This window comes from Xanthomonas arboricola pv. guizotiae (assembly GCF_002940205.1).
Taxonomy (GTDB): Bacteria; Pseudomonadota; Gammaproteobacteria; order Xanthomonadales; family Xanthomonadaceae; genus Xanthomonas; species Xanthomonas arboricola_C.
On record NZ_MDSK01000030.1, the window covers coordinates 1 to 18318 of the forward strand.

Here is an 18318-nt window from a genome sequence, read left to right on the forward strand (position 1 = left end):
CTGCATGGTCAATTGTTCGCCACTTCTGACATGTACTGGAAAATTCCGCTGGTTGCGCCTCGCGTCGCGGCTGGTATTTCAGCAGCCTGTTAGGTGCGACAGTAGCGATGGCGCGCCGGTACGGATAACGAAAAAAGCACCAGCGCCCACAGCGAACCCGAGCGGCCATGGTAGTGACCGCAAAGCCGTAAGCCCGGTACTTCCCCGTTTGCATCCCATGCATGAAACCCCCGTTCCAACTTGCACACTACCGTTATGTAGTGGCTTTGTCAGCGGGGTACCCGACATTTTGTCTCAGCGGTGTCATCCGCTGTGATTGCACGCACTAAATTGCATGACTAGAGACGCCGGCCGTTGTGCCAACGCCTCTACTCATTTACTGCAGCGCTCGCTTACTTCTTTTTGCTTTTCTTGTCCGGTGCTTGACTCAAAGCGGACGCGGCCGCTGTTTTTGAATCCTTGCCGGTGTTGCCGCTACGCAAGACCTTGCTTGCAGCCTTGGCCGCTTTCGGGCCGGTTTTCTCGTTGGTCGCCATGCGTGTGACCTCCTCGCCACCGGAATGGCGGCCAGGCGACGCTAGGCCGATTAAGTTGGCCGCACAAGTCTGGTTACAGCGCGCGATGCGGCAGATACTGCAAGACCATCAGCTTCAAGCGCTTGTCAGTGTCTTCCGCAGACATCCGTAATACGGGTTAGCCGTCCATTACGACGGACCCGCGTCCTTGGCGTTGCCACTTGTGCTTGCCTGAAATGAAAAAACCGGCGCAAGGCCGGCTGTTTCTCCCTGACTACTACGGTGCAAGCCCGTAGCAATGAGGTCAGTTGGTTGGGCAGGCATGCGATTGCGGCCAATCCTTCATGGAGCCGTTGGCTGCTTACGCCGGCACACACACCGCCTCTGCCAGCAGGGCGCGCTGCCTGTGCAGATGCTGCTGGAAGCGGCTGGCGTAGTCCTGCCCCACCGCGCCGATGACGCTGGGCCGGGCGGCCAGGGCGGCGCGCCAGGCGCCGATGCGCGGCAGCCCTTCAAAGATGGGTGCACAGACACCGGCGGGCAGCAGGCCGAAGTAGCGCAGCAGCGGGGCGAACACCACATCGACCATGCCGAACGTGGGGCCGGCGAAATACGGGCCCTGGCCCAGCGCCTGCTCGAGCGTTTGCAGCTTGCCGCGGAAGGCGGCGCTGGCGGTGTCGGCGCTGGCCTGGTCGCTGGCATTGAGGAACTGCTAGGCGTCGGCAACCGTGGGCGCGGCAAACTCGATCCAGGCGCGGTGCTGCGCACGTTGCAGCGGGTCGCGCGGGTACAGGCTGGTGCTGCCGCTGGTCTCGTCGAGGTGGTCGCAGATCACCACGCTCTCGAACAGGGTGGCACGCTGCCGTCCGGCTGGCCGATGCGCAGCAGCGGCACCTTGCCGGTGGGCGACAGGGCCAGGAACCAGTCCGGCTTGGCGTGCAGGTCGATATCCACGCGCTCGAAGGCAACCGCGTGTTCCAGCAGCACGATGGCGGCGCGTTGCACGAACGGGCACAGCGGGTGGCTGATCAGGGTGAGGGTGTTGGGCATGCGGGCTTCCCACTCGAGTAGCATTGGGGTCTACAGTCCAAGGTTGATGACGGTGATGCCGCCCCGGTGCCTGACGCGGCCGGCAGATCCCACGCCACCGCTCTACAGGCCCTGGACATTGCCCACCTTCGGCGCCGCATCCGCTGTGGAGACTGCGCCCTGCAGCCACGAGGCGTATGCCATGACGCTTGCCGAGCCAGCCTCCATGCGACCCCGCGCTGCACTGGTGGCGATCATCGTGGCGCAGCTGCTGGGTACCTCGTTATGGTTTTCCGCCAATAGCGCGGCCGACGACTTGATGCGGCAGTGGGGCGTGGGTACATCGGCGATCGGTTTGCTGACCATGGCCACGCAGGTGGGTTTTATCCTGGGCACGTTGGGCTTGGCGCTCAGCGGCTTGGCAGACCGGTTTGCGGCCAGCCGCATCTTTGCCGGCTGTGCATTTGCGGGTGCGGCGTGCAACCTGGGCTTTGCGGTGTTTGCCAGCGATGTGACCACTGGGATGGTGTGGCGCTTTGCGGTGGGGCTGAGCCTGGCGGGCGTCTACCCGATCGGGATGAAGCTGGTGGTGCAGTGGGCGCCGCAGCATGCGGGCAAGGCACTGGCGTGGCTGGTGGGCATGCTGACGCTGGGCACGGCGTTACCGCAGGGTATCAAGGCGCTGGGCGGCGCAATGCCGTGGCAGACGCCGATGGTGGTGGCATCGACACTGGCGGTGATTGCAGCGTTGATGATCCTGCGCCTGGGGCACGGCGCGTCCGCGCCGCAAGGTGCTGGCGGCAGGCTGGCATTCGGCGCGGTGTTGCAGGCGTTTGCATTGAAGGACTTCCGTGCGGCCGCCTTTGGCTACTTCGGCCATATGTGGGAGTTGTATGCGCTGTGGACGCTGACGCCGCTGCTGATCGCGCGCGCAGGGTTGGCGCAGGCGCTTGGGGTGAGTACGGCCGCACTGGCGTTTGCGGTGATTGCCGCCGGAGCGGTGGGCTGCGTACTGGGCGGGCAGTTGAGTGCACGCATCGGCAGCGCGCGGGTGGCGGCGTTGGCGTTGCTGGTGTCGGCACTGTGTTGCCTGGCGTTGCCGTGGGTGGGGGCCTTGTCGGCTTACGCGGGGTTGGCGCTGATGCTGGTGTGGGGCGCCAGCGTGGTGGCGGACTCGCCGCAGTTTTCGGCATTGGCCGCACGCGCCTGCCCGCCTGCGATCGTGGGCAGTGCCCTGTCGATACAGAACGCGATCGGCTTTGCGATCACGGTGGTGGCGATCGGCCTGACCACACGGCTGATGGAGACGCTGGGGCTGCACGTTGCGTGGGTGCTGCTGCCCGGCCCGCTGCTTGGGCTACTGGCGCTGATGCCACTGTGGCGCAGGCGGCCTGAGGCATCGGCATGATGCTCGGCTGACAGCATGTGCCCCAGGTTGAGTGTGGCAGGTGGCAAGGCATCAATGCAGCCGGGCCGGCGCCCGTGAAGCACTCGGCGGGCCGGTGTTTGGCGAGCGCATGCGTTGAAGGCCGCGCATCGGCGCGCTGCGATGTGGGTTTGCCGGGCAGCCGACATCCGGGACGTGCCTGACGAGGCACTAGGTTATTCAAACGGCCGTGGAGACGGTGGCCGGTTCTTGGCGTAGGTTTGGTACAGCGAGGCGGCGCGCTCGTCTACGGCGATATGTTCGACGCCGCTCAAGCCCTGCGCTGCAAGCGCAGTGGACGCCTTGCGGTCGCCCAGCAGGTACGCCAGCCGCAGGTAGGCCGCGCTATCCACGCGATTGGTGTGCGGGGTATGGCCGGCGTAGACCTCGGACAGGCCGTAATACGCATAGAGGTTTCCGCTGGCTGCGGCGTTGCTCAGGATGGCCAGGCCCTGAGCGAAGCGGCCACTCAGCGCTGTCTTGACGCCGTAGCGCACTGTTGCCGCCTGGTTGCCTGCCTGCGATTCGGCGTTTAGCTGGGCCAGGTCCATGCCGCCCAGGCGGGCAGCTTCGGTCTGCGAGGGGTAGCCGTGGGCCAGCAGCCAGCGCGCTTCTGCCTGCGTGTCGGCCACCAGTGGCCCACTGCTGGCGCAGGCGTTGACGCCGCGCTCGCACAGGTAGGGCGTTATGCCGGCAGCGGTGCTGGCTGCACGGTTGCCGGCTGCTGGCGTTGCCTTGCCCGGTGCGGCGCTGCCACCGGCCGTGGAGGCATCGCTGCGTGGCGGTTGGGTGGTGGGCGCCGCATCAGCCTGGGCGTGGTGCTGCGCGTTTGTGCGGCCAGCCAGGACGGCGGCAAACAGTGCCATGCACATGCTGCGGGTTGGTGTCATCTCACTCTCCGTGTGTGTGCGGTAGCGCAAGGCGCGGCGCCACCGCGTTGGTCGTGCATTGCTGGGGGCTGGCGCACCTTGGCGCGCAGTGGCGCCGTGGTCAAGGCCGGTCTGGGCGCACTGGTGGCGCAGTGCCATCGCCATTGATGGCCCACTGCGCGGCAAATGCGCGTTGATAGGCGGGGCGCTGTTCGCCGCGGGTGACATAGTCCTGCAGGTTGGCAAATCCATCCAGCAGGCCGGTGAGCTTGATGCGGATGAGCACCGAGATCATGAGCAGGTCGCCGGCACTGAACTCGCCTTCCAGCCAGGGGTTGCTGCCCAGGGAGTCGCCCAGGTGCTGCAGGCGGCGCTGGATGCGCTTGTGCAACAGCGGCAGGCGCTCTGCCATCCAGGGTTTGTCGGCTTCCAGCAGCAGGGCGTTGCCCAGCTCCAGCATGGGCGGCTCGACGGTGTTGAGTGCGGCAAACATCCAGGCGATGGCGCGGGCGCGGGCGTTGTCGTCGTGCGGCAGCAGGCCGGGGTAGCGCTGGGCGATGTGCAGCACGATGGCGCCGGTTTCGAAAAGCGCCAGCTCGCCGTGCTCGAAGGTGGGAATCTGGCCGAACGGGTGGATGGCCAGGTGCGCCGGTTGCTTGAGCGCGCGGAACGGCAGCAGGCGCACTTCGTACGGTTGGCCCACTTCTTCCAGCGCCCAGCGCAGGCGGGTGTCGCGCACCAGGCCTTGGCCACCATCGGGCGAGCGCTCGAAGGCGGTGATGGTGATCGTCATGGTGGCCAGGCTCCCTGTGGTCGGCGGCTGAGGCCGTAGGGTACGCCTGCGATGGGCCGGCGCCATGGGGGGGCCGGCCCCTGCGTTGCCGGGCGGCGCGGCCTGTCACCTCTGGCGAACGGGCCGCCTTGGTCGGGCCGCGCCTGGTCCATGCACGGCCGTGTAGGAGCCGCCTGCTACCCGGTGAAAGACCCACCTTCTGTTGCCGCGCCTGCAAGCGGCCGCTGCCTGCGCGTGCGGCCCTGCCCGATGCGCCTGCTTTGCCGGACAGCCCCTGCATTCCACTGCCACCGGGCAGCGCGCCTTGCCGTGCCGGTTGCTGCGCGGCGCCGCCCTTGCTGCCGACGACCGGCCCGAACCGGCCCGATTAGGCGTAAGCGCCGGTTTCTTTGCGTCATCGGGCCGGTTGGGACGTTTTGCCACCCTCGTCTCACCCATTAGATATACCGTGCGTTCCGTCACATTTTAATGTGACGCACACCGCACTTATCGACCGGAAGAGGGAGCTGTCATGACCGATCACAGAATGGGGCTGCAGGCGCAGCCGCTGGGCGCGCCAGGCAGTGCCGGGCGGGGCTGGGCCACGCTGTTGCCTGCGTTGGAAACCCCGTTTACCGACAACCGGCCGGTACGTTTGTCGCCGGCACCGGTGCCGCAGCCAGACAGCCCCAACCTCAAACGGCTGCTGCGCAAAGGCGCGCGCCGCCTGGTCAGGACACTGCCGTGGCGGCATCAGGACCGGCTGTATTTCCTGAATACCTTCGGGCGGCTGCCCAACCTGTACAACCCCACCTGCTTCAACGAGAAGGTGCTCTACCGCAAGTGCGTGCACGGTGATTACCCGCTGTACCGCCGGCTGGCAGACAAGTTTGCGGTGCGCCCGTATGTGGCGGCCAGGATCGGCGAGGCGCACCTGATCCCGCTGCTGCTGGACACCACCGACCCGCAGGAGCTGGTGCGCCTGCCGCAGTGGCGGCAGACCGTGATCAAGGCCAACCACGGTGCGGCGATGGTGGAGGTGGTGCGCGATGAGCCGGATGCGCAGCAAAAGCGCCGCATCATCGAGCGCTGCGACCAATGGCTGCGCACCGACTTCTCCGACAAGGTGCGCGAGATCCATTACCGCGATATTCCGCCGCGCATTCTGGTGGAGCAGTACATCGGCGATGCGCAGCAGGTGCCGGTGGACTACAAGTTCCACATGTTCCGGCAGGTAGACGGCAGTTTTCAGTACGTGCTGCAGGTGATCTATGGGCGCTTCGACACGCCGAAGCTGGGCATGACCTTCTTTGTCGGCAACCTGCACGAGGCCTTCCACCGCATCCGCGACGACGGGCGGGCGCCCCCGTGCACGCCGGCGCTGCTGGAACAGGCGCTGGGGCTGAGCAAGCAGCTGGCAAGCGACTTCGATTACGTGCGGGTGGACTGGTATATCCAGCACGGGCAGGTCTATTTCGGCGAGCTGACCTTTACCCCCGGTGCGGGGCTGGTGACCGGCCTGGACCGCGGGCTGGACCGGATCATGGGCAATATGTGGGTGCAGCAGCGTGCACCGGCGGCGGCGTGCCTTGCCACGGACGGCATCCGCGTGCGGCTGCCGTCGTGAAGTGCGCGCGGCAGTGACGCGCTGCCGACCGCGCGCGCCGCGATCGAGCAGAGACAGGACAGCCGCGGAGCTGGCAGCGATCCGCATCCACCGCGCGCGGCTGCTGCCGGATGCGGAAAACGCGCAGCGCGCCCGGAGGCCGGGCATTTCACTGCAGCAGCCTGGCTGTACGCTCACCGACGTGCGCCAGCGCACCGTTCGCACGATTTTGTTGCTGGGCGAGGTCGATGGCGTTGGCGTGAACAGCACCAGCGCCTGCGCGATCCATCTGACAGCCTGCTGCAGCCGGTGACCTACGAAGACGGGTGTGGGCGCGCGCGCGCAGCAATGCGTGTTCAACGCGAGACGGGTGGAAAGAGGGTCGCGCTTGTCAGCGCGAAAGACGATTCTTGCGAAAGAATCGCTCCGACCGCATCACGTGAACCACCACGACGCGCTGCCCGTCCACACGATAGAACACGCGGCAAGGTGGCTCGACGATCTGACGATAGCGAGAGCGCTTGAGCTCCTGCGGCCGGCTTCCACTCTCCGGGTGCTCGGCCAATTGCTCGACATGCGCAAACACCCGTCTCACCAGCGCCGCTGCGGCGGCAGCGTCCTCAAGTGCAATGTAATCGGCAATCGCGTCCAGGTCGGCCAGTGCCGGCTCCGACCAGACTATTTCAGCCATCGCGCCAGGCGTTGCTTGGCTTGCTCGTGGCTCAGGCTGCGGCCTTCCGCTACGGCCATTTCACCACGGGCAATTCCTTCGAGGATCAGCATCCGCTGCTGCATGCGCTCATAGCTGGCGACATCCACTAGGTAGGCGCTGGGCAGGCCATGCTGGGTGATCAGGATCGGCTCCTTGTCGCGCTCGACATCTGCGAGGAGCTCGGTGGCCTGCCGCTTGAGCGTCGTGACGAGTTCTGTGCGCATACAGTGACACTAAAGTATCACTCCGGGTAGGGCAAGCCGGCTGCGCCCGGCGAGGCTACACCCCGCCCAGCGGCTGCAGGCACAACCAGATGGCATACCAGTGCGACAGCGCACCGCCCAGCACGTGGGCGTGCCAGATGGCGCGGTTGTAGACCATCGCCTTGCGCACGTAGAACGCCACGCCCACGGTGTAGAACGCGCCGCCAGCCACGATGAGCCAGAGCACGGCGCTGTCCAGGCCGGCAATCATCTGGTTGATCACCACAATGCCGGCCCAGCCCAGCAGCAGGTAGATCGCCACCCAGAAGCCCTTGGCGATGCCGGGCAGGAACAGCTTGGCGAACACGCCGAACAAGGCCACGCCCCACACGCCCAGGATCATCGCCCAGCGCCAGGTGCCGTCGAGGGCGACCAGCAGGAACGGGGTGTAGGAGCCGGCAATCATCACGAAGATGCCGGCGTGGTCGAACTTGCGCAGCATCGGCTGGCGTTGCGGCGGGGCGAAGTTGTAGGCCGCCGAGCAGCCGAACATCACCAGCAGCCCCAGCGCGTAGACGCAGGTGGCCAGCAGCATGGTCTGGTTGGCATGCGCGCGCCAGACCATCCAGGCGCCGCCGACGATGGCCAGGAACAGGCCGGCGGCATGCACGATCACATCGGCAAGTCGGGCGGAACGGGTCTTGTAATGCGGAGCGGTGACGCTGGGGGCAACGGGCACGGGGGTTCTTCGAGATGGGGGAGCCCACGGCGTGCAGGGCACGGTGACGCGGCGGGGGGCGACAGAATACCCGGCTTGCTGAATCCGCTCAGTGACACAGGCTCGCCGGTTCGGCGCTGGTCTCATACCCTGAGACACCTCCCCTGTCTCATGCCCCTCTTTGGGAGCCGCCGTATGCCTCCGTTTGCCCTCGCTCCCCGCACCGAAACCGCCGAACGCGCGCTGGCCACCACCGACGGTCGGCCCAGCCGCGATGGCGCACTGCTCACCGAACGCCTGGAACGGCGTTACCACGACCGCATCACCGGCAGCTTCACCCTGCCCGGGCGCGACGGCCGTTATGCGCCGATTCCCGCCGACGTGCCGGCCGCGCTGGCCGACGCCTTGCGTGCGCGCGGCATCAGCCAGCTCTACAGCCACCAGGCCGACGCCTGGGCGGCCACCCAGCGCGGCGAACATGTGGCGATCGTGACGCCCACCGCGTCGGGCAAGTCGCTGTGCTACACGTTGCCGGTGGTGAGCGCGGCGATGAGCGCCAGGGCCAAGGCGCTGTACCTGTTCCCGACCAAGGCGCTGGCGCAGGATCAGGTGGCCGAGTTGCTGGAATTGAACCGCGCCGGCGAGCTGGGGGTGAAGGCCTTCACCTTCGATGGCGATACGCCCGGCGATGCGCGTCAGGCGATTCGTTTGCATGGCGACATCGTGGTGAGCAACCCGGACATGCTGCATCAGGCGATCCTGCCGCATCACACCAAGTGGGCGCAGTTCTTCGAGAACCTGCGCTATGTAGTGATCGACGAAATCCACACCTATCGCGGCGTGTTCGGCAGCCACGTCACCAATGTGCTGCGCCGGCTCAAGCGCATCTGCGCGTTCTATGGCGCCAACCCGCAGTTCATCCTGTGCTCGGCCACCATCGGCAACCCGCATGCGCACGCGCAGGCCCTGATCGAAGAGCAGGTGCATGCGATCACCGAATCCGGCGCACCCACCGGCGACAAGCACGTGCTGCTGTGGAACCCGCCGGTGGTCAATGCCGATTTGGGCCTGCGCGCATCGGCACGCTCGCAGAGCAACCGCATTGCGCGCATCGCGATCAAGAGCGGCCTGAAGACGCTGGTGTTCGCGCAGACGCGCTTGATGGTGGAAGTGCTGACCAAATACCTGAAAGACATCTTCGACCACGACCCGCGCAAGCCGCCACGCATTCGCGCGTACCGTGGCGGCTACCTGCCCACCGAGCGCCGCGAGGTGGAGCGTGCGATGCGGGCGGGCACCATCGACGGCATCATTTCCACCTCGGCGCTGGAACTGGGCGTGGATATCGGCGCGCTGGACGTGGTGATCCTCAACGGTTACCCCGGCAGCGTGGCGGCCACCTGGCAGCGTTTCGGCCGTGCGGGGCGCCGCCAGCAACCGGCGCTGGGCGTGCTGGTGGCCAGCTCGCAACCCTTGGACCAATACGTGGTGCGGCACCCGGATTTCTTTGCCGATGCCTCACCCGAGCACGCGCGCACCGCGCCGGACCAACCGCTGATCCTGTTCGATCACATCCGTTGCGCCGCGTTCGAATTGCCGTTCATTGCCAACGAACCGTTCGGGCCGATCGACCCGCTGGTGTTCCTGGAAGCGCTGGCCGAAAGCGAAGTGATCCACCAGGAAGGCGACCGCTGGGAGTGGATCGCCGATAGCTACCCGGCCAATGCGGTGAGCCTGCGCTCGGTGGCCGACGGCAACTTCGTGGTGGTGGACAAGAGCGACGGCAAGCAGCAGATCATCGCCGAGGTGGATTATTCGGCCGCGGCGCTCACCTTGTACGAAGGCGCCATCCACATGGTGCAGAGCACGCCGTACCAGGTGGAGCGGCTGGACTGGGAAGGCCGCAAGGCCTATGTCACGCGTACGCATGTGGACTACTACACCGACAGCATCGACTACACCAAGCTGAAGGTGCTGGACCGCTTCGACGGTGGCGTGGCCGGGCGCGGCGACTCGCATCACGGCGAGGTGCATGTGGTGCGGCGCGTGTCCGGCTACAAGAAGATCCGCTATTACACGCATGAAAACATCGGCTACGGGCCGGTCAATCTGCCCGACCAGGAACTGCACACCACCGCGGTGTGGTGGCAGCTGCCGCAGGCCACGCTGGGCAAGGCGTTCGCCTCCAAGCAGGATGCGCTGGACGGTTTTTTGGGTGCGGCCTACGCGCTGCACGTGGTGGCCACGGTGGCGGTGATGGCCGATGCGCGCGACCTGCAAAAAGCGGTGGGCAATGGCGACGGCGCCTGGTTTGCGGTGGCCGACCAGACCGGGCGCGGGCAGCTGCGCGGCGTGGACGAGGGCGAAGAAGGCGCGGTGGAGTTGCAGCAGGCCTTCGTACCCACGGTGTATTTGTACGACAACTTCCCCGGCGGGGTGGGCCTGAGCGAGCCGCTGTGGCTGCGCCAGGCCGAGCTGCTGCAGCGCGCCGACGAGCTGGTGCGGCGTTGCGACTGCAGCGCCGGCTGCCCGGCCTGCGTGGGCCCGGTGCTGGCCGCCCATGAGGAAGGCAAGGGCGAATCGCCCAAGTCATTGGCCTTGACGGTGCTGGCGCTGTTGTTCGATGCGGATGCGCCGTTGCGGCATGCCACCCAGGTGGACGATGACCTGGCGCTGGACGTGCTTGCATGAGCGTGAGTGCGGACCGGCTGCGCTTGCTGCGGCGTCAGGCCGGGCATGCGGATGTGCGTGCGCCGGCGGCGCTTGCAGATGGCGCTGCGGTGGATGGTGCGGACGTTTCCGCTGTGGCCGACGCGCAGGCCGATGCCCACCCGCTGCGCGCGGCAGTGGTGGCGCGTACCTCGGGCGATGCAGTCGGTGCGGGTGCTGTGGCAGGGGATGCACGCACGCGCGCCGCAGGTGACATGCCTGCGGCGGCGCAGCCGATGCGTGCGCCGGCAGTACCGATGCCTGGCAGCGCTCCTGGCGTGAGCGCAGAACGTTTGCGCCTGCTACGCCGCCAGGTCGGTGGGCTGACGCCCACGGCGCGCAAGGACGATGCGGTGATGCCCACGCGTGCGCAACGCCAGCCTGCGCCGGGTGCTGCGGCGTCTGGGTCACGCGCTTTGCCGCACGAGGCGGCTGTGCGAAGCGCGCAGCCCGGCAGCGCAGAGGCGGCCGGCGCACCGCGCACCCCGCCCAGCGCACCGGCCATGACGCGCCGCGCCCTGCAGGCACCGGTTGCTGCAGCGCCTGCGCGCGATAGCTCGGCGTTTGCCTGGGTGGACCACGATGTGCGCCACACCCCGGCAGGTGGGGCGGCCGCTGCGGCAGCACGCATGCCGGCTGCGCGCGCGACACCGGCTGCAGCCACATCCAGCCCGCCACCGCAGCGCCGCACCGATATCGCCGGCCTGCGCAAGATGATCGGCCTGCGCGAGCGCGCGGTCTCGGCGCACGGGCCGGTACGCGCGGCGTCCACCGACCGGCATCTGCCCGGCAACGAGATCGCGCCCGGCCTGCACCTGATCGAAGCCTTGCTGCCGCAGGCGATCCCGCGCCAGGCGCTGTCGCTGGCGTTCGCCAAGCGCGAGGACGCGGTGGACCCGATGGACCTGCTGTTCTTCGACACCGAAACCACCGGCCTGGCCGGTGGCACCGGTACCCGCGCCTTCATGATCGGCGTGGCCGATTGGTACGTCGATGCCGTGCAAGGCAGCGGCCTGCGCGTACGTCAGTTGATGATGTCCACGATGGCGGCCGAAAGCGCAATGCTGGATCTGTTCCGCACCTGGCTGACGCCACGCACGGTGCTGTCCAGCTACAACGGCCGCTGCTACGACGCGCCGTTGTTGAAGACGCGCTACCGGCTGGCGCGCCGCGGCGACCCGATCTCTGCACTGGACCATGTGGACCTGCTGTTCCCCACCCGGCGCCGTTATCGCGGCACCTGGGAGAACTGCAAGCTGGCCACCATCGAACGGCAGCTGCTGCGCGTGGTGCGGGAGGACGACCTGCCCGGCTCCGAAGCGCCGGCCGCCTGGCTGAGCTACCTGCGCGGCGGCAGCGCGCGCAACCTGCGCCGCGTGGCCGAGCACAATCACCAGGACGTGGTGACCTTGTCGCTGCTGATGCAGTGCCTGGTGGCAGTGGAAGCGCAGGACCGTGACGTGATTCCGATGCTGGAGACGCGCTGACAACAGGCCGTCATCGGCAGTGGAACAACCGCACTCACACACGCACTTCCAACAGCTCGGTCACCATCTGCCATGCTGCAAACTCCTGCTCGAATTCGGCCAGGGTCAACAAGCCCATGCAGGCATGCGCGCCGATCGGTAACGCCTGCCCTGCTGCAAGCTTGCGCACCAGCAGGATGGCGGCGAAGCAGGGAATCTCCGGGCCGTGCAGCATCGCAGCGGTGAGGTCCCACTGCAGTCGCAGCGGCCGGGGATCGCCAGCCTGGGGATGGCTCATGCCACGCAGCTCCACGCGCATGCCGCCGAGGTCGGTGCCGAAGCGGTCAAACCAGCGTGCCGCGCGTGCAAACACCTCGGCCAGGCGCGTCATCGGCAATGGCACGCCGTGCTGACGCAGCCGGGCGACACCGGCCAGGCAGCGCTGCAGGAATAGCACCTCCAACGCGGCGCGAAACTGCACGCTCTGTACGCCTGGATAGCGCTGTGGCAGCAGATCGTGATCGGGCACATCGCACGGCGACGCAAGCCGCGGCGCGAGCCGGGCGAACTGCACGCGCGTGGGTCTGGCCCAACCCACCACCGTTTGCCAGCGGCCCTCATGCAGCCATGCAAACGGCGTGCCGCAGTACGACAACACCGCACGCACGGTGGCCAGGCCAAGCGGTGTGCCTTGCGCGGGCGCGATGACCATGCGGATGCCATGCAAGGCGGAAAAACGCGGCAGCAAGGCATCGATGACCGCGCTCGACAGCGCCGGCAGGGTGCTGGCGCCGCTGATGGCCACACGCTGCGCTTGCCTTGCCACTGCATCCATTGCCGCGGGGAAATCGCGCACGAACGCGCGGCCGTCGGCCAGGTCGATGTAGTGCATGCCGGCCTGCAGGCAGGTGTGCGCCACGGCGTAATCCTGGCCCTGGAACGGGCCTGCGGTATGCACCACCGCATCGGCGGCAGTGGCCGCCAGTTGCGCGGCAAAATCGCTTGCGTCGATATCCAGGCGACAGCACGCGATGCGACCGGGCGCGATATCCGGCCACCTGGCCGCCACATCGCCGGGATGCCGCCCGGCCGCGATCACCTGCAGTTGCGCCGTCGCCGCCAGCGCCCGCACGATGCGCGCGCCGAAATGCCCGAAGCCGCCCAACACCACCACCCGGTACGTCATTGCCTGCTCGCCGTCTGCGCCTGTTGCACAGTATCGGCGAGCCGCGGCGTCACCAAGTCACCAGCGCTATGTGTCGCCCGCCGCGCGTGCCTGCATGGCGCGTGCGGCGCCGAGCCGGTTTGACGCCAGTCACTGCCTCCGGCCGAGATGGCGCCAGCTGCTCGCCGTCTGCGCGTGCTGCACAGTCTCCGCGCGCAGCGGCCTGCGGCGATCAGCCGTCGATCTGCGTGGCCAGCCCCTGTGCGATCGCCTCGCGCATGATGCGCCGGGCTTCCTTGTCGGCACGCACGCTGGCGGCGGCCTGCTGGCTGGACAGGGTTGCCTGTTCGGTGGCGAGCGCCGCCTGCTGCCTGGCCAGCGCCTGCATCCGCTGATCGGCGCCGCTGCGCTGCATGGCCAGTTCGGCCTGGCGTACTGCGCGTTCCGCCTCCCGCGCCGCACGCTCGGCGGCCTGTTGTGTACGCGCATCGGTGTCGAGCAAGGATGCATTGACGTGCTTGGCCGCGGCGGCGGCAGCACGCGCACCCAGCTCGGCCATCTGCGCGCCCAACTCGCCCTGCTGTTCGCCGAGCTTGCCCTGGCGCTCGCCCAGCGCGCCCTGCGCCTGGCCCAATTTGGTGATGGGCGCATACGCCGCATTCAGGCGCTTGAAGGTGTCGAGATCGCGCACGACGTACTGCTTGCCATCCTTGCGGAACCACATCAGCTGGCCATCCTTGCCGGCCAGGCGACGCACATGCTTGAGATCGTCCACCGAGCCATGCATGACGCTGTCGTTGCCCTGCAGCAGCACGTAGGCATCGCGGTCGGGGTCATGCGACAGGTTGATCTGGCCGTGCGTGGAGGTGGTGGTGAAGGTCTGGCTGGTGGATGACGCCGCTGCAGTCGCTGCGGCGGCGTTTGCCGGTGCGGCGTTCGCTGCCGCAGTTGCCGGCGCGGCGGCGGCGGCGGCGGCCGGTGCCACGGTGCTGGACAGGCCGGTAGGTGGCTTGGCGGGTGCGGCAGCCGGCGCGGCGGGCATCGCCACCAGGCGCAGCGGCAGCACGCCGGTGATGGCCACCGCGCCCAGGATCAGGGCCGCGCCAAGCCGCGGGAACGAGGTCGGGTTCTGCAACATGAGCAATCTCCGTTTGAGGCTGAGGAAGGACGGCGAGGCGCTGGCCACGCCGCCGTGCGGGCGCGGTGCCACGCCCAGTTGCAGCAACAGCCGGCCATAGTCGTGGCGGCAATGACGGTGGCCTGCGACCACCGCAGCATCACAGGCGGCCTCGCGGGCAGTGGCGTATTCGCGCGCGGCCAGATGCACCAGCGGGTGGAAGAAGAACAGGTGCTGGGCCAGCGACGGCAGCAAGCCCCACCACAGATCGCGCCGGCGCAGATGGATCAGTTCGTGGGTCAGCGCCATATCCAGATCGTCGTCGGCCATGTGCGGCAGGCGGGCGGCGGGCAGCAGCAAGACCGGGCGCCAGGGTCCGATCAACTGCGGCGAGGCGATCTGCTGCGACAGCCGTATTTCCGGCGGCTGCGACAGGCCATGCGCTTCTGCGGCCATGCGCAGTGCGGCGACCAGGGCACGATCGGTGCACGCTGCGGCAGCGCGTACCAGGGCGCGGCTGCGTCGGTAGGCGCGTAAGGTGCCGAGCGCCATCACGGCAACGCCGGCAACCCACAACGCAGCCAGCCACAGCGCCCAGGACGGACCGCTTGCACCCTGCAGCACGCCTGCCGCACCCGCACTGGCGACCGCGCTGGCGCCGGTGGCAGTGGCAGTGGCCATCACCATCGGCGCCAGGCTGTCGCCGGCAATCAAGGCAGGCGTGGGCGTGGTTGCGGGCAACACCGGCAACTGCAGCGGCGCGTTCCACAGCAGGCCGACCACCGCCTGCACTCCCACCAGCCACCACAGCCAGGTCTGCGTGGTGGCCCGCAGCCGCCGCACGCTGCGGCACAGCGCCCACACCGCCAACGCCAGCACGGCGGTCTGCACGCTGGTGGCACCCAGTTTCCACAGCAAGGCTTCGATCATCGGCGACATGCTCAATCCTCCTTGCGCTGCGACTGCAGCTTGGCGACCAGGGCTTCGAGCTCGGCCAGTTCGCTGTCGCTGACCTCGGCGCGCTGCGACATCCACGCCACGAACGGCGACACCGAGCCCTGCAAGGTCTTTTCCACGAACTGCCCCACAGCCGAGCGCACCACCGCGTCCTGCCCGCTGGTGGCGCTGTAGCGGTACATGCCATCCACCTGCTTGCGACGCAGAAAGCCCTTGGCGCGCAGGCGCTCCATCATGGTCAGCACGGTCGAGCGCGCCAGCCCGCGCGGCTCACCGAACGCGGCCGCCACTTCGCCGACGCTGGCCTGTCGCTGTTCTTCGATGTGTTGCAGCAGGGCCAGCTCCTGGTCCCCGATGGTCTTGCCACGCATGCCGCTCTCCTTGACTACAGTTGTCGCTACCGTAAGCGTGACGACAACTGTAGTCAATAGGTCGAATGGCAGGGGGGCGCGTCTGCTGAAGGCAGGGCTATGCAGCTACACCCCCATCGCGGCATGTGGCGCCGAGGCGCGTGAGCCGAGACGAGGCGCGGCAATGCGCGTGCCGCGGCGCGCTGTATGCGCGCGCTGTCGCACGTGTCTGGGCGCACCGATGCCGCGCTGCCTGTCCCCTGCGTTAAGACGCGGCCATTGATGGAATAACCGGAGGACCTGCAGCGGAGTCGTCCAAGAATCGAAGCAATCGCTGAGGCTTGGCAGTCCTGATCACGCAGGAAGGATCAGCCCTGCGCTCCATGCAACGGTGTCAGGGCGTGGCGCGCCCTGGCACCGCCGTGGGCGCGCGGGCGGTCTTCATGCCACGCCGACAACGCTTTCTTCACGCTTGCGGCATTCTTCCGCTGGAGATCCCCGATGATCCGCACCCTTGCTCCGCTCGCTGCCGTGTTGTTGCTCTCGGCCTGTGCCTCCAACCAGGTCGTGCAGGTGCAGCCCATCGACGGGGCCATTTCCGGGCAGTGCCATATCGACAAGGTGCGGGGTGCAGTCGGCCTGGCGGCGGCGGCGCAGACCATCGAGCGTGCGCGCGTGGACAGCGACAGCCAGCAGGTCAGCGTGCGCCGTGGCGAGCGCGCCACCGGCGGCGGCACCGCCAGCGGCCTGGCCGACCCGGCCCAGGGCGCCAGCGAAAGCGGCGGCGACCACCTTACCGTCGAGACCGGGCCGAACAACAACATCACCGCGATCTACTGCGGCTGAAAATCGGGAATCGGGAATCGAAGAGCATTGCGGCTGTCGATTCCCGGTCCTCGCGCTACCTGCGTCTGGACGCCGCCTTTGCCGGCGTCCTGGTCCTGGCGCGCGAGGTGGTCAGGAATTTCAGCGTCGCCGCCTCCCATTGGCGCTCGCCGCGCACGCCGGTGGCCATGGCCTGCAACTGACCGGCGCGCCAGCCCTCGAATACGCATGGGTCGATATACGCCTTGCGACACACCGAGGGCGTATTGCCCAGCGCATCGGCCACTTCACGGATGACATCGTTCTGCACCTGGGTCAGCGCGCGTTCGCTGATGCACTCGGGCAGCGGCAAGCGTGCCAGACGTTGCAGTGCCGCCAGCGTGCCGCCCCAGGTGCGGAAATCCTTGGCGGTGAAATCCTCGCCCATCGCCTCGCGCAGGTAGTCGTTGACCTCGCCCGAATCCACCGGCTGCAGCTGGCCGTCGTCATCGCGGTACTGGAACAGCGATTGTCCGGGCAATTGCTGGCACTCGCGGATCAGCTTGACCAGTTGCTTGTCGTCCACTTCGATATCGTGATCCTGGCCACTCTTGCCGCGGAACTTCAACCGCGCACGTCCGCCGCGCAAAAATTCCATGTGCCGGTTGCGCAACGTGGTCAGCCCGTAGGACCGATTGCTGCGCGCATATTCGGCGTTGCCCACGCGCACCAGCGTATCGGCCAGCAACGCCACCACGATTGCCAGCACCTTTTCGCGCGGAAAGCCCGGCAGCACCAGGTCGCGACGCAAGCGCCGCCGCAGTTTGGGCAGCGCGGTGCCGAAGGCGATCACCCGTTCGAACTTGCCTTCGCCGCGCACCTGCGCCCAATCGGCGTGATAGCGGTATTGCTTGCGCCGGCGCGCATCGCGCCCGGTCGCCTGCAGGTGGCCGTTGGGCTTGGCGCAAATCCAGACTTCGGTGTAGGCCGGCGGAATCGCCAGCGAACGGATGCGTTGCAAGGTCTCGGCATCGCCGATGCGTTGCCCGTCGGCATCGCGGTAACTGAAGCTCTTGCCGGCCTTGCGGCGGCTGATACCGGGCTGTTGGTCGTTGACGTAGGTCAGTCCGGCCGCGCGCGCGGTGGCCTTGGCCTGTGCCACTGCGGCCACGCTGGCCACCGCAGCCGTGGCGACGACGGCGCCGGTGGCCGCGGCTGCAAGCTTGCCGGCGGTGCTGGCGGTGACTGCGGCATTGCGAAGAACACGTTTGGCTTTCATTGCGCACAGGTCGGAGGACTGGCCGCGATTGTCAAGCGCGGCAAGACTAGGCTGCGTCAACGCAATGACAACGCCGTGTGGGCAAGCGATGCCGGTCGTGCGCGTTTGTGCTTATGCTTGGGTACCCCCTTTGCTGGAGTCATCGATGCGCGCTGTCCTGCCTATTGCCCGCCTGGCTTGCACCTTGGTTGTGCTGACTGCATTGACTGCCTGCAACAAACCGCAACCCGATGAGCAGGAAGCCGTTGCCGCCAATGCCCAGCACGCGGCCGAGCAAGCCTCTGCGCCCGCACCGGATGCAGCGCCGGAAGCGCCGCCGATCGGCAGCTGCGATGCCACCCAGGTGCAGTCGCTGGTGGGCCAGCCGTTGACCGATGCGGTGGGCGAACAGGCGCGCAGCGACGCCGGCGCCAAGTCGGTGCGTGTGCTCAAACCCGGCCAGATGACCACCATGGAGTTCAACGGCGAACGGCTCAATCTGGAAGTGGACGCCAAGAACCTGATCGCCTCGGTGCGCTGCGGCTGATGCGATGCTGGCGCCTGTCGCAAGACCGGCGCCAAGCCTGCTGGCACAAGGGATTGCAGCGGCCCTCGTTGCAGCTGTAACGGTGTATTGCGGCA

The 18318-nt window shown here is 67.5% G+C and carries 20 protein-coding genes; 7 read left to right on the plus strand and 13 right to left on the minus strand.

Going from position 1 to position 18318, the window contains the following annotated elements; genetic code table 11:
* Window positions 1–392 precede the first annotated feature (392 nt).
* The 4 genes from XarbCFBP7408_RS22820 to XarbCFBP7408_RS22985 all read right to left on the minus strand — a co-directional run bounded on the left by XarbCFBP7408_RS22820 (window position 393) and on the right by XarbCFBP7408_RS22985 (window position 1565).
* On the minus strand, window positions 393–536 hold the full coding sequence (locus XarbCFBP7408_RS22820) for a hypothetical protein (RefSeq protein WP_164741637.1): 144 nt from the start codon (window positions 534–536) through the stop codon (window positions 393–395).
* Between the two features lie 340 nt (window positions 537–876).
* A complete protein-coding gene (locus tag XarbCFBP7408_RS22980; protein ID WP_258072173.1) occupies window positions 877–1164 on the minus strand; it encodes a glutathione S-transferase domain-containing protein in 288 nt (95 codons plus the stop codon).
* A 63-nt stretch (window positions 1165–1227) separates the two neighbouring features.
* Window positions 1228–1350, minus strand: a complete 123-nt coding sequence (locus XarbCFBP7408_RS23220) for a hypothetical protein (protein WP_258072164.1) — start codon at window positions 1348–1350, stop codon at window positions 1228–1230.
* Entirely contained in the window at window positions 1347–1565 is a 219-nt protein-coding gene (locus tag XarbCFBP7408_RS22985) for a glutathione S-transferase N-terminal domain-containing protein (protein ID WP_219820280.1), read from the minus strand. The genes XarbCFBP7408_RS23220 and XarbCFBP7408_RS22985 overlap by 4 nt, the downstream gene beginning before the upstream one ends.
* A 205-nt stretch (window positions 1566–1770) precedes the next feature.
* Here XarbCFBP7408_RS22985 and XarbCFBP7408_RS16590 point away from each other — a divergent pair, with 205 nt between their 5' ends.
* Window positions 1771–2952 carry an MFS transporter gene (locus XarbCFBP7408_RS16590; protein ID WP_181106742.1) on the plus strand — a complete coding sequence of 394 codons (1182 nt, stop codon included), beginning with the start codon at window positions 1771–1773 and terminating at the stop codon, window positions 2950–2952.
* Window positions 2953–3146: 194 nt separating this feature from the next.
* Here XarbCFBP7408_RS16590 and XarbCFBP7408_RS16595 read toward each other — a convergent pair whose 3' ends face one another.
* Together XarbCFBP7408_RS16595 and XarbCFBP7408_RS16600 are read right to left on the minus strand one after the other, a co-directional pair.
* Complete coding sequence (locus tag XarbCFBP7408_RS16595; protein WP_258072165.1) at window positions 3147–3860, minus strand: hypothetical protein; 714 nt, start codon at window positions 3858–3860, stop codon at window positions 3147–3149.
* Window positions 3861–3960: 100 nt separating this feature from the next.
* Window positions 3961–4632 (minus strand): glutathione S-transferase family protein, encoded by a 672-nt coding sequence (locus tag XarbCFBP7408_RS16600; protein WP_104563896.1) that lies wholly within the window; start codon window positions 4630–4632, stop codon window positions 3961–3963.
* A 526-nt stretch (window positions 4633–5158) separates the two neighbouring features.
* Between XarbCFBP7408_RS16600 and XarbCFBP7408_RS16605 the strand changes: the two genes are divergently transcribed.
* Window positions 5159–6238: an ATP-grasp fold amidoligase family protein gene (locus XarbCFBP7408_RS16605; RefSeq protein ID WP_104563897.1), complete on the plus strand. Its 1080-nt coding sequence runs from the start codon at window positions 5159–5161 to the stop codon at window positions 6236–6238.
* A 1-nt stretch (window position 6239) separates the two neighbouring features.
* A complete protein-coding gene (locus tag XarbCFBP7408_RS16610; protein ID WP_104563898.1) occupies window positions 6240–6530 on the plus strand; it encodes a hypothetical protein in 291 nt (96 codons plus the stop codon).
* Between the two features lie 78 nt (window positions 6531–6608).
* On the opposite strand, the gene XarbCFBP7408_RS16615 is transcribed toward XarbCFBP7408_RS16610, so the two are convergent.
* Genes XarbCFBP7408_RS16615 through trhA form a run of 3 tightly spaced genes read right to left on the minus strand, consistent with a single transcriptional unit; the run spans window position 6609 to window position 7871 of the window.
* On the minus strand, window positions 6609–6908 hold the full coding sequence (locus XarbCFBP7408_RS16615; RefSeq protein ID WP_104563899.1) for a type II toxin-antitoxin system RelE/ParE family toxin: 300 nt from the start codon (window positions 6906–6908) through the stop codon (window positions 6609–6611).
* Complete coding sequence (locus XarbCFBP7408_RS16620; protein WP_104563900.1) at window positions 6896–7153, minus strand: type II toxin-antitoxin system Phd/YefM family antitoxin; 258 nt, start codon at window positions 7151–7153, stop codon at window positions 6896–6898. Before XarbCFBP7408_RS16620 ends, XarbCFBP7408_RS16615 begins: the two co-directional genes overlap by 13 nt.
* A gap of 55 nt (window positions 7154–7208) precedes the next feature.
* A complete protein-coding gene (gene trhA, locus XarbCFBP7408_RS16625; RefSeq protein ID WP_104563901.1) occupies window positions 7209–7871 on the minus strand; it encodes a PAQR family membrane homeostasis protein TrhA in 663 nt (220 codons plus the stop codon).
* A 174-nt stretch (window positions 7872–8045) separates the two neighbouring features.
* Between trhA and XarbCFBP7408_RS16630 the strand changes: the two genes are divergently transcribed.
* Entirely contained in the window at window positions 8046–10541 is a 2496-nt protein-coding gene (locus XarbCFBP7408_RS16630; RefSeq protein WP_181106740.1) for a DEAD/DEAH box helicase, read from the plus strand.
* Window positions 10538–12046, plus strand: coding sequence for a ribonuclease H-like domain-containing protein (locus XarbCFBP7408_RS16635; protein ID WP_104563902.1), 1509 nt, complete (start codon window positions 10538–10540; stop codon window positions 12044–12046). Before XarbCFBP7408_RS16630 ends, XarbCFBP7408_RS16635 begins: the two co-directional genes overlap by 4 nt.
* 34 nt (window positions 12047–12080) lie before the next feature.
* On the opposite strand, the gene XarbCFBP7408_RS16640 is transcribed toward XarbCFBP7408_RS16635, so the two are convergent.
* From XarbCFBP7408_RS16640 to XarbCFBP7408_RS16650, 3 genes are all read right to left on the minus strand, one after another.
* Window positions 12081–13211, minus strand: coding sequence for a saccharopine dehydrogenase NADP-binding domain-containing protein (locus tag XarbCFBP7408_RS16640; RefSeq protein ID WP_104563903.1), 1131 nt, complete (start codon window positions 13209–13211; stop codon window positions 12081–12083).
* Between the two features lie 211 nt (window positions 13212–13422).
* Window positions 13423–15246, minus strand: a complete 1824-nt coding sequence (locus tag XarbCFBP7408_RS16645; RefSeq protein WP_104563904.1) for a M56 family metallopeptidase — start codon at window positions 15244–15246, stop codon at window positions 13423–13425.
* A 2-nt stretch (window positions 15247–15248) separates the two neighbouring features.
* On the minus strand, window positions 15249–15635 hold the full coding sequence (locus XarbCFBP7408_RS16650) for a BlaI/MecI/CopY family transcriptional regulator (RefSeq protein WP_104563905.1): 387 nt from the start codon (window positions 15633–15635) through the stop codon (window positions 15249–15251).
* A 480-nt stretch (window positions 15636–16115) separates the two neighbouring features.
* Between XarbCFBP7408_RS16650 and XarbCFBP7408_RS16655 the strand changes: the two genes are divergently transcribed.
* A complete protein-coding gene (locus tag XarbCFBP7408_RS16655; protein WP_104563906.1) occupies window positions 16116–16460 on the plus strand; it encodes a hypothetical protein in 345 nt (114 codons plus the stop codon).
* A gap of 55 nt (window positions 16461–16515) precedes the next feature.
* Here XarbCFBP7408_RS16655 and XarbCFBP7408_RS16660 read toward each other — a convergent pair whose 3' ends face one another.
* Window positions 16516–17787 carry a DNA topoisomerase IB gene (locus XarbCFBP7408_RS16660; RefSeq protein WP_181106744.1) on the minus strand — a complete coding sequence of 424 codons (1272 nt, stop codon included), beginning with the start codon at window positions 17785–17787 and terminating at the stop codon, window positions 16516–16518.
* Between the two features lie 55 nt (window positions 17788–17842).
* Here XarbCFBP7408_RS16660 and XarbCFBP7408_RS16665 point away from each other — a divergent pair, with 55 nt between their 5' ends.
* Complete coding sequence (locus tag XarbCFBP7408_RS16665) at window positions 17843–18223, plus strand: I78 family peptidase inhibitor (protein WP_104563908.1); 381 nt, start codon at window positions 17843–17845, stop codon at window positions 18221–18223.
* The last annotated feature ends 95 nt before the right edge of the window (window positions 18224–18318 follow it).

Excerpts from the sequence above, each read along its gene's own strand:
- XarbCFBP7408_RS22820 (WP_164741637.1), bottom strand. The coding sequence starts at position 536 with ATGGCGACCAACGAGAAAACCGGCCCGAAAGCGGCCAAGGCTGCAAGC.
- XarbCFBP7408_RS22985 (WP_219820280.1), bottom strand. The coding sequence starts at position 1,565 with ATGCCCAACACCCTCACCCTGATCAGCCACCCGCTGTGCCCGTTCGTG.
- XarbCFBP7408_RS16590 (WP_181106742.1), top strand. The coding sequence starts at position 1,771 with ATGCGACCCCGCGCTGCACTGGTGGCGATCATCGTGGCGCAGCTGCTG.
- XarbCFBP7408_RS16595 (WP_258072165.1), bottom strand. The coding sequence starts at position 3,860 with ATGACACCAACCCGCAGCATGTGCATGGCACTGTTTGCCGCCGTCCTG.
- XarbCFBP7408_RS16600 (WP_104563896.1), bottom strand. The coding sequence starts at position 4,632 with ATGACGATCACCATCACCGCCTTCGAGCGCTCGCCCGATGGTGGCCAA.
- XarbCFBP7408_RS16605 (WP_104563897.1), top strand. The coding sequence starts at position 5,159 with ATGGGGCTGCAGGCGCAGCCGCTGGGCGCGCCAGGCAGTGCCGGGCGG.
- XarbCFBP7408_RS16615 (WP_104563899.1), bottom strand. The coding sequence starts at position 6,908 with ATGGCTGAAATAGTCTGGTCGGAGCCGGCACTGGCCGACCTGGACGCG.
- XarbCFBP7408_RS16620 (WP_104563900.1), bottom strand. The coding sequence starts at position 7,153 with ATGCGCACAGAACTCGTCACGACGCTCAAGCGGCAGGCCACCGAGCTC.
- XarbCFBP7408_RS16630 (WP_181106740.1), top strand. The coding sequence starts at position 8,046 with ATGCCTCCGTTTGCCCTCGCTCCCCGCACCGAAACCGCCGAACGCGCG.
- XarbCFBP7408_RS16635 (WP_104563902.1), top strand. The coding sequence starts at position 10,538 with ATGAGCGTGAGTGCGGACCGGCTGCGCTTGCTGCGGCGTCAGGCCGGG.
- XarbCFBP7408_RS16640 (WP_104563903.1), bottom strand. The coding sequence starts at position 13,211 with ATGACGTACCGGGTGGTGGTGTTGGGCGGCTTCGGGCATTTCGGCGCG.
- XarbCFBP7408_RS16645 (WP_104563904.1), bottom strand. The coding sequence starts at position 15,246 with ATGTCGCCGATGATCGAAGCCTTGCTGTGGAAACTGGGTGCCACCAGC.
- XarbCFBP7408_RS16650 (WP_104563905.1), bottom strand. The coding sequence starts at position 15,635 with ATGCGTGGCAAGACCATCGGGGACCAGGAGCTGGCCCTGCTGCAACAC.
- XarbCFBP7408_RS16655 (WP_104563906.1), top strand. The coding sequence starts at position 16,116 with ATGATCCGCACCCTTGCTCCGCTCGCTGCCGTGTTGTTGCTCTCGGCC.
- XarbCFBP7408_RS16665 (WP_104563908.1), top strand. The coding sequence starts at position 17,843 with ATGCGCGCTGTCCTGCCTATTGCCCGCCTGGCTTGCACCTTGGTTGTG.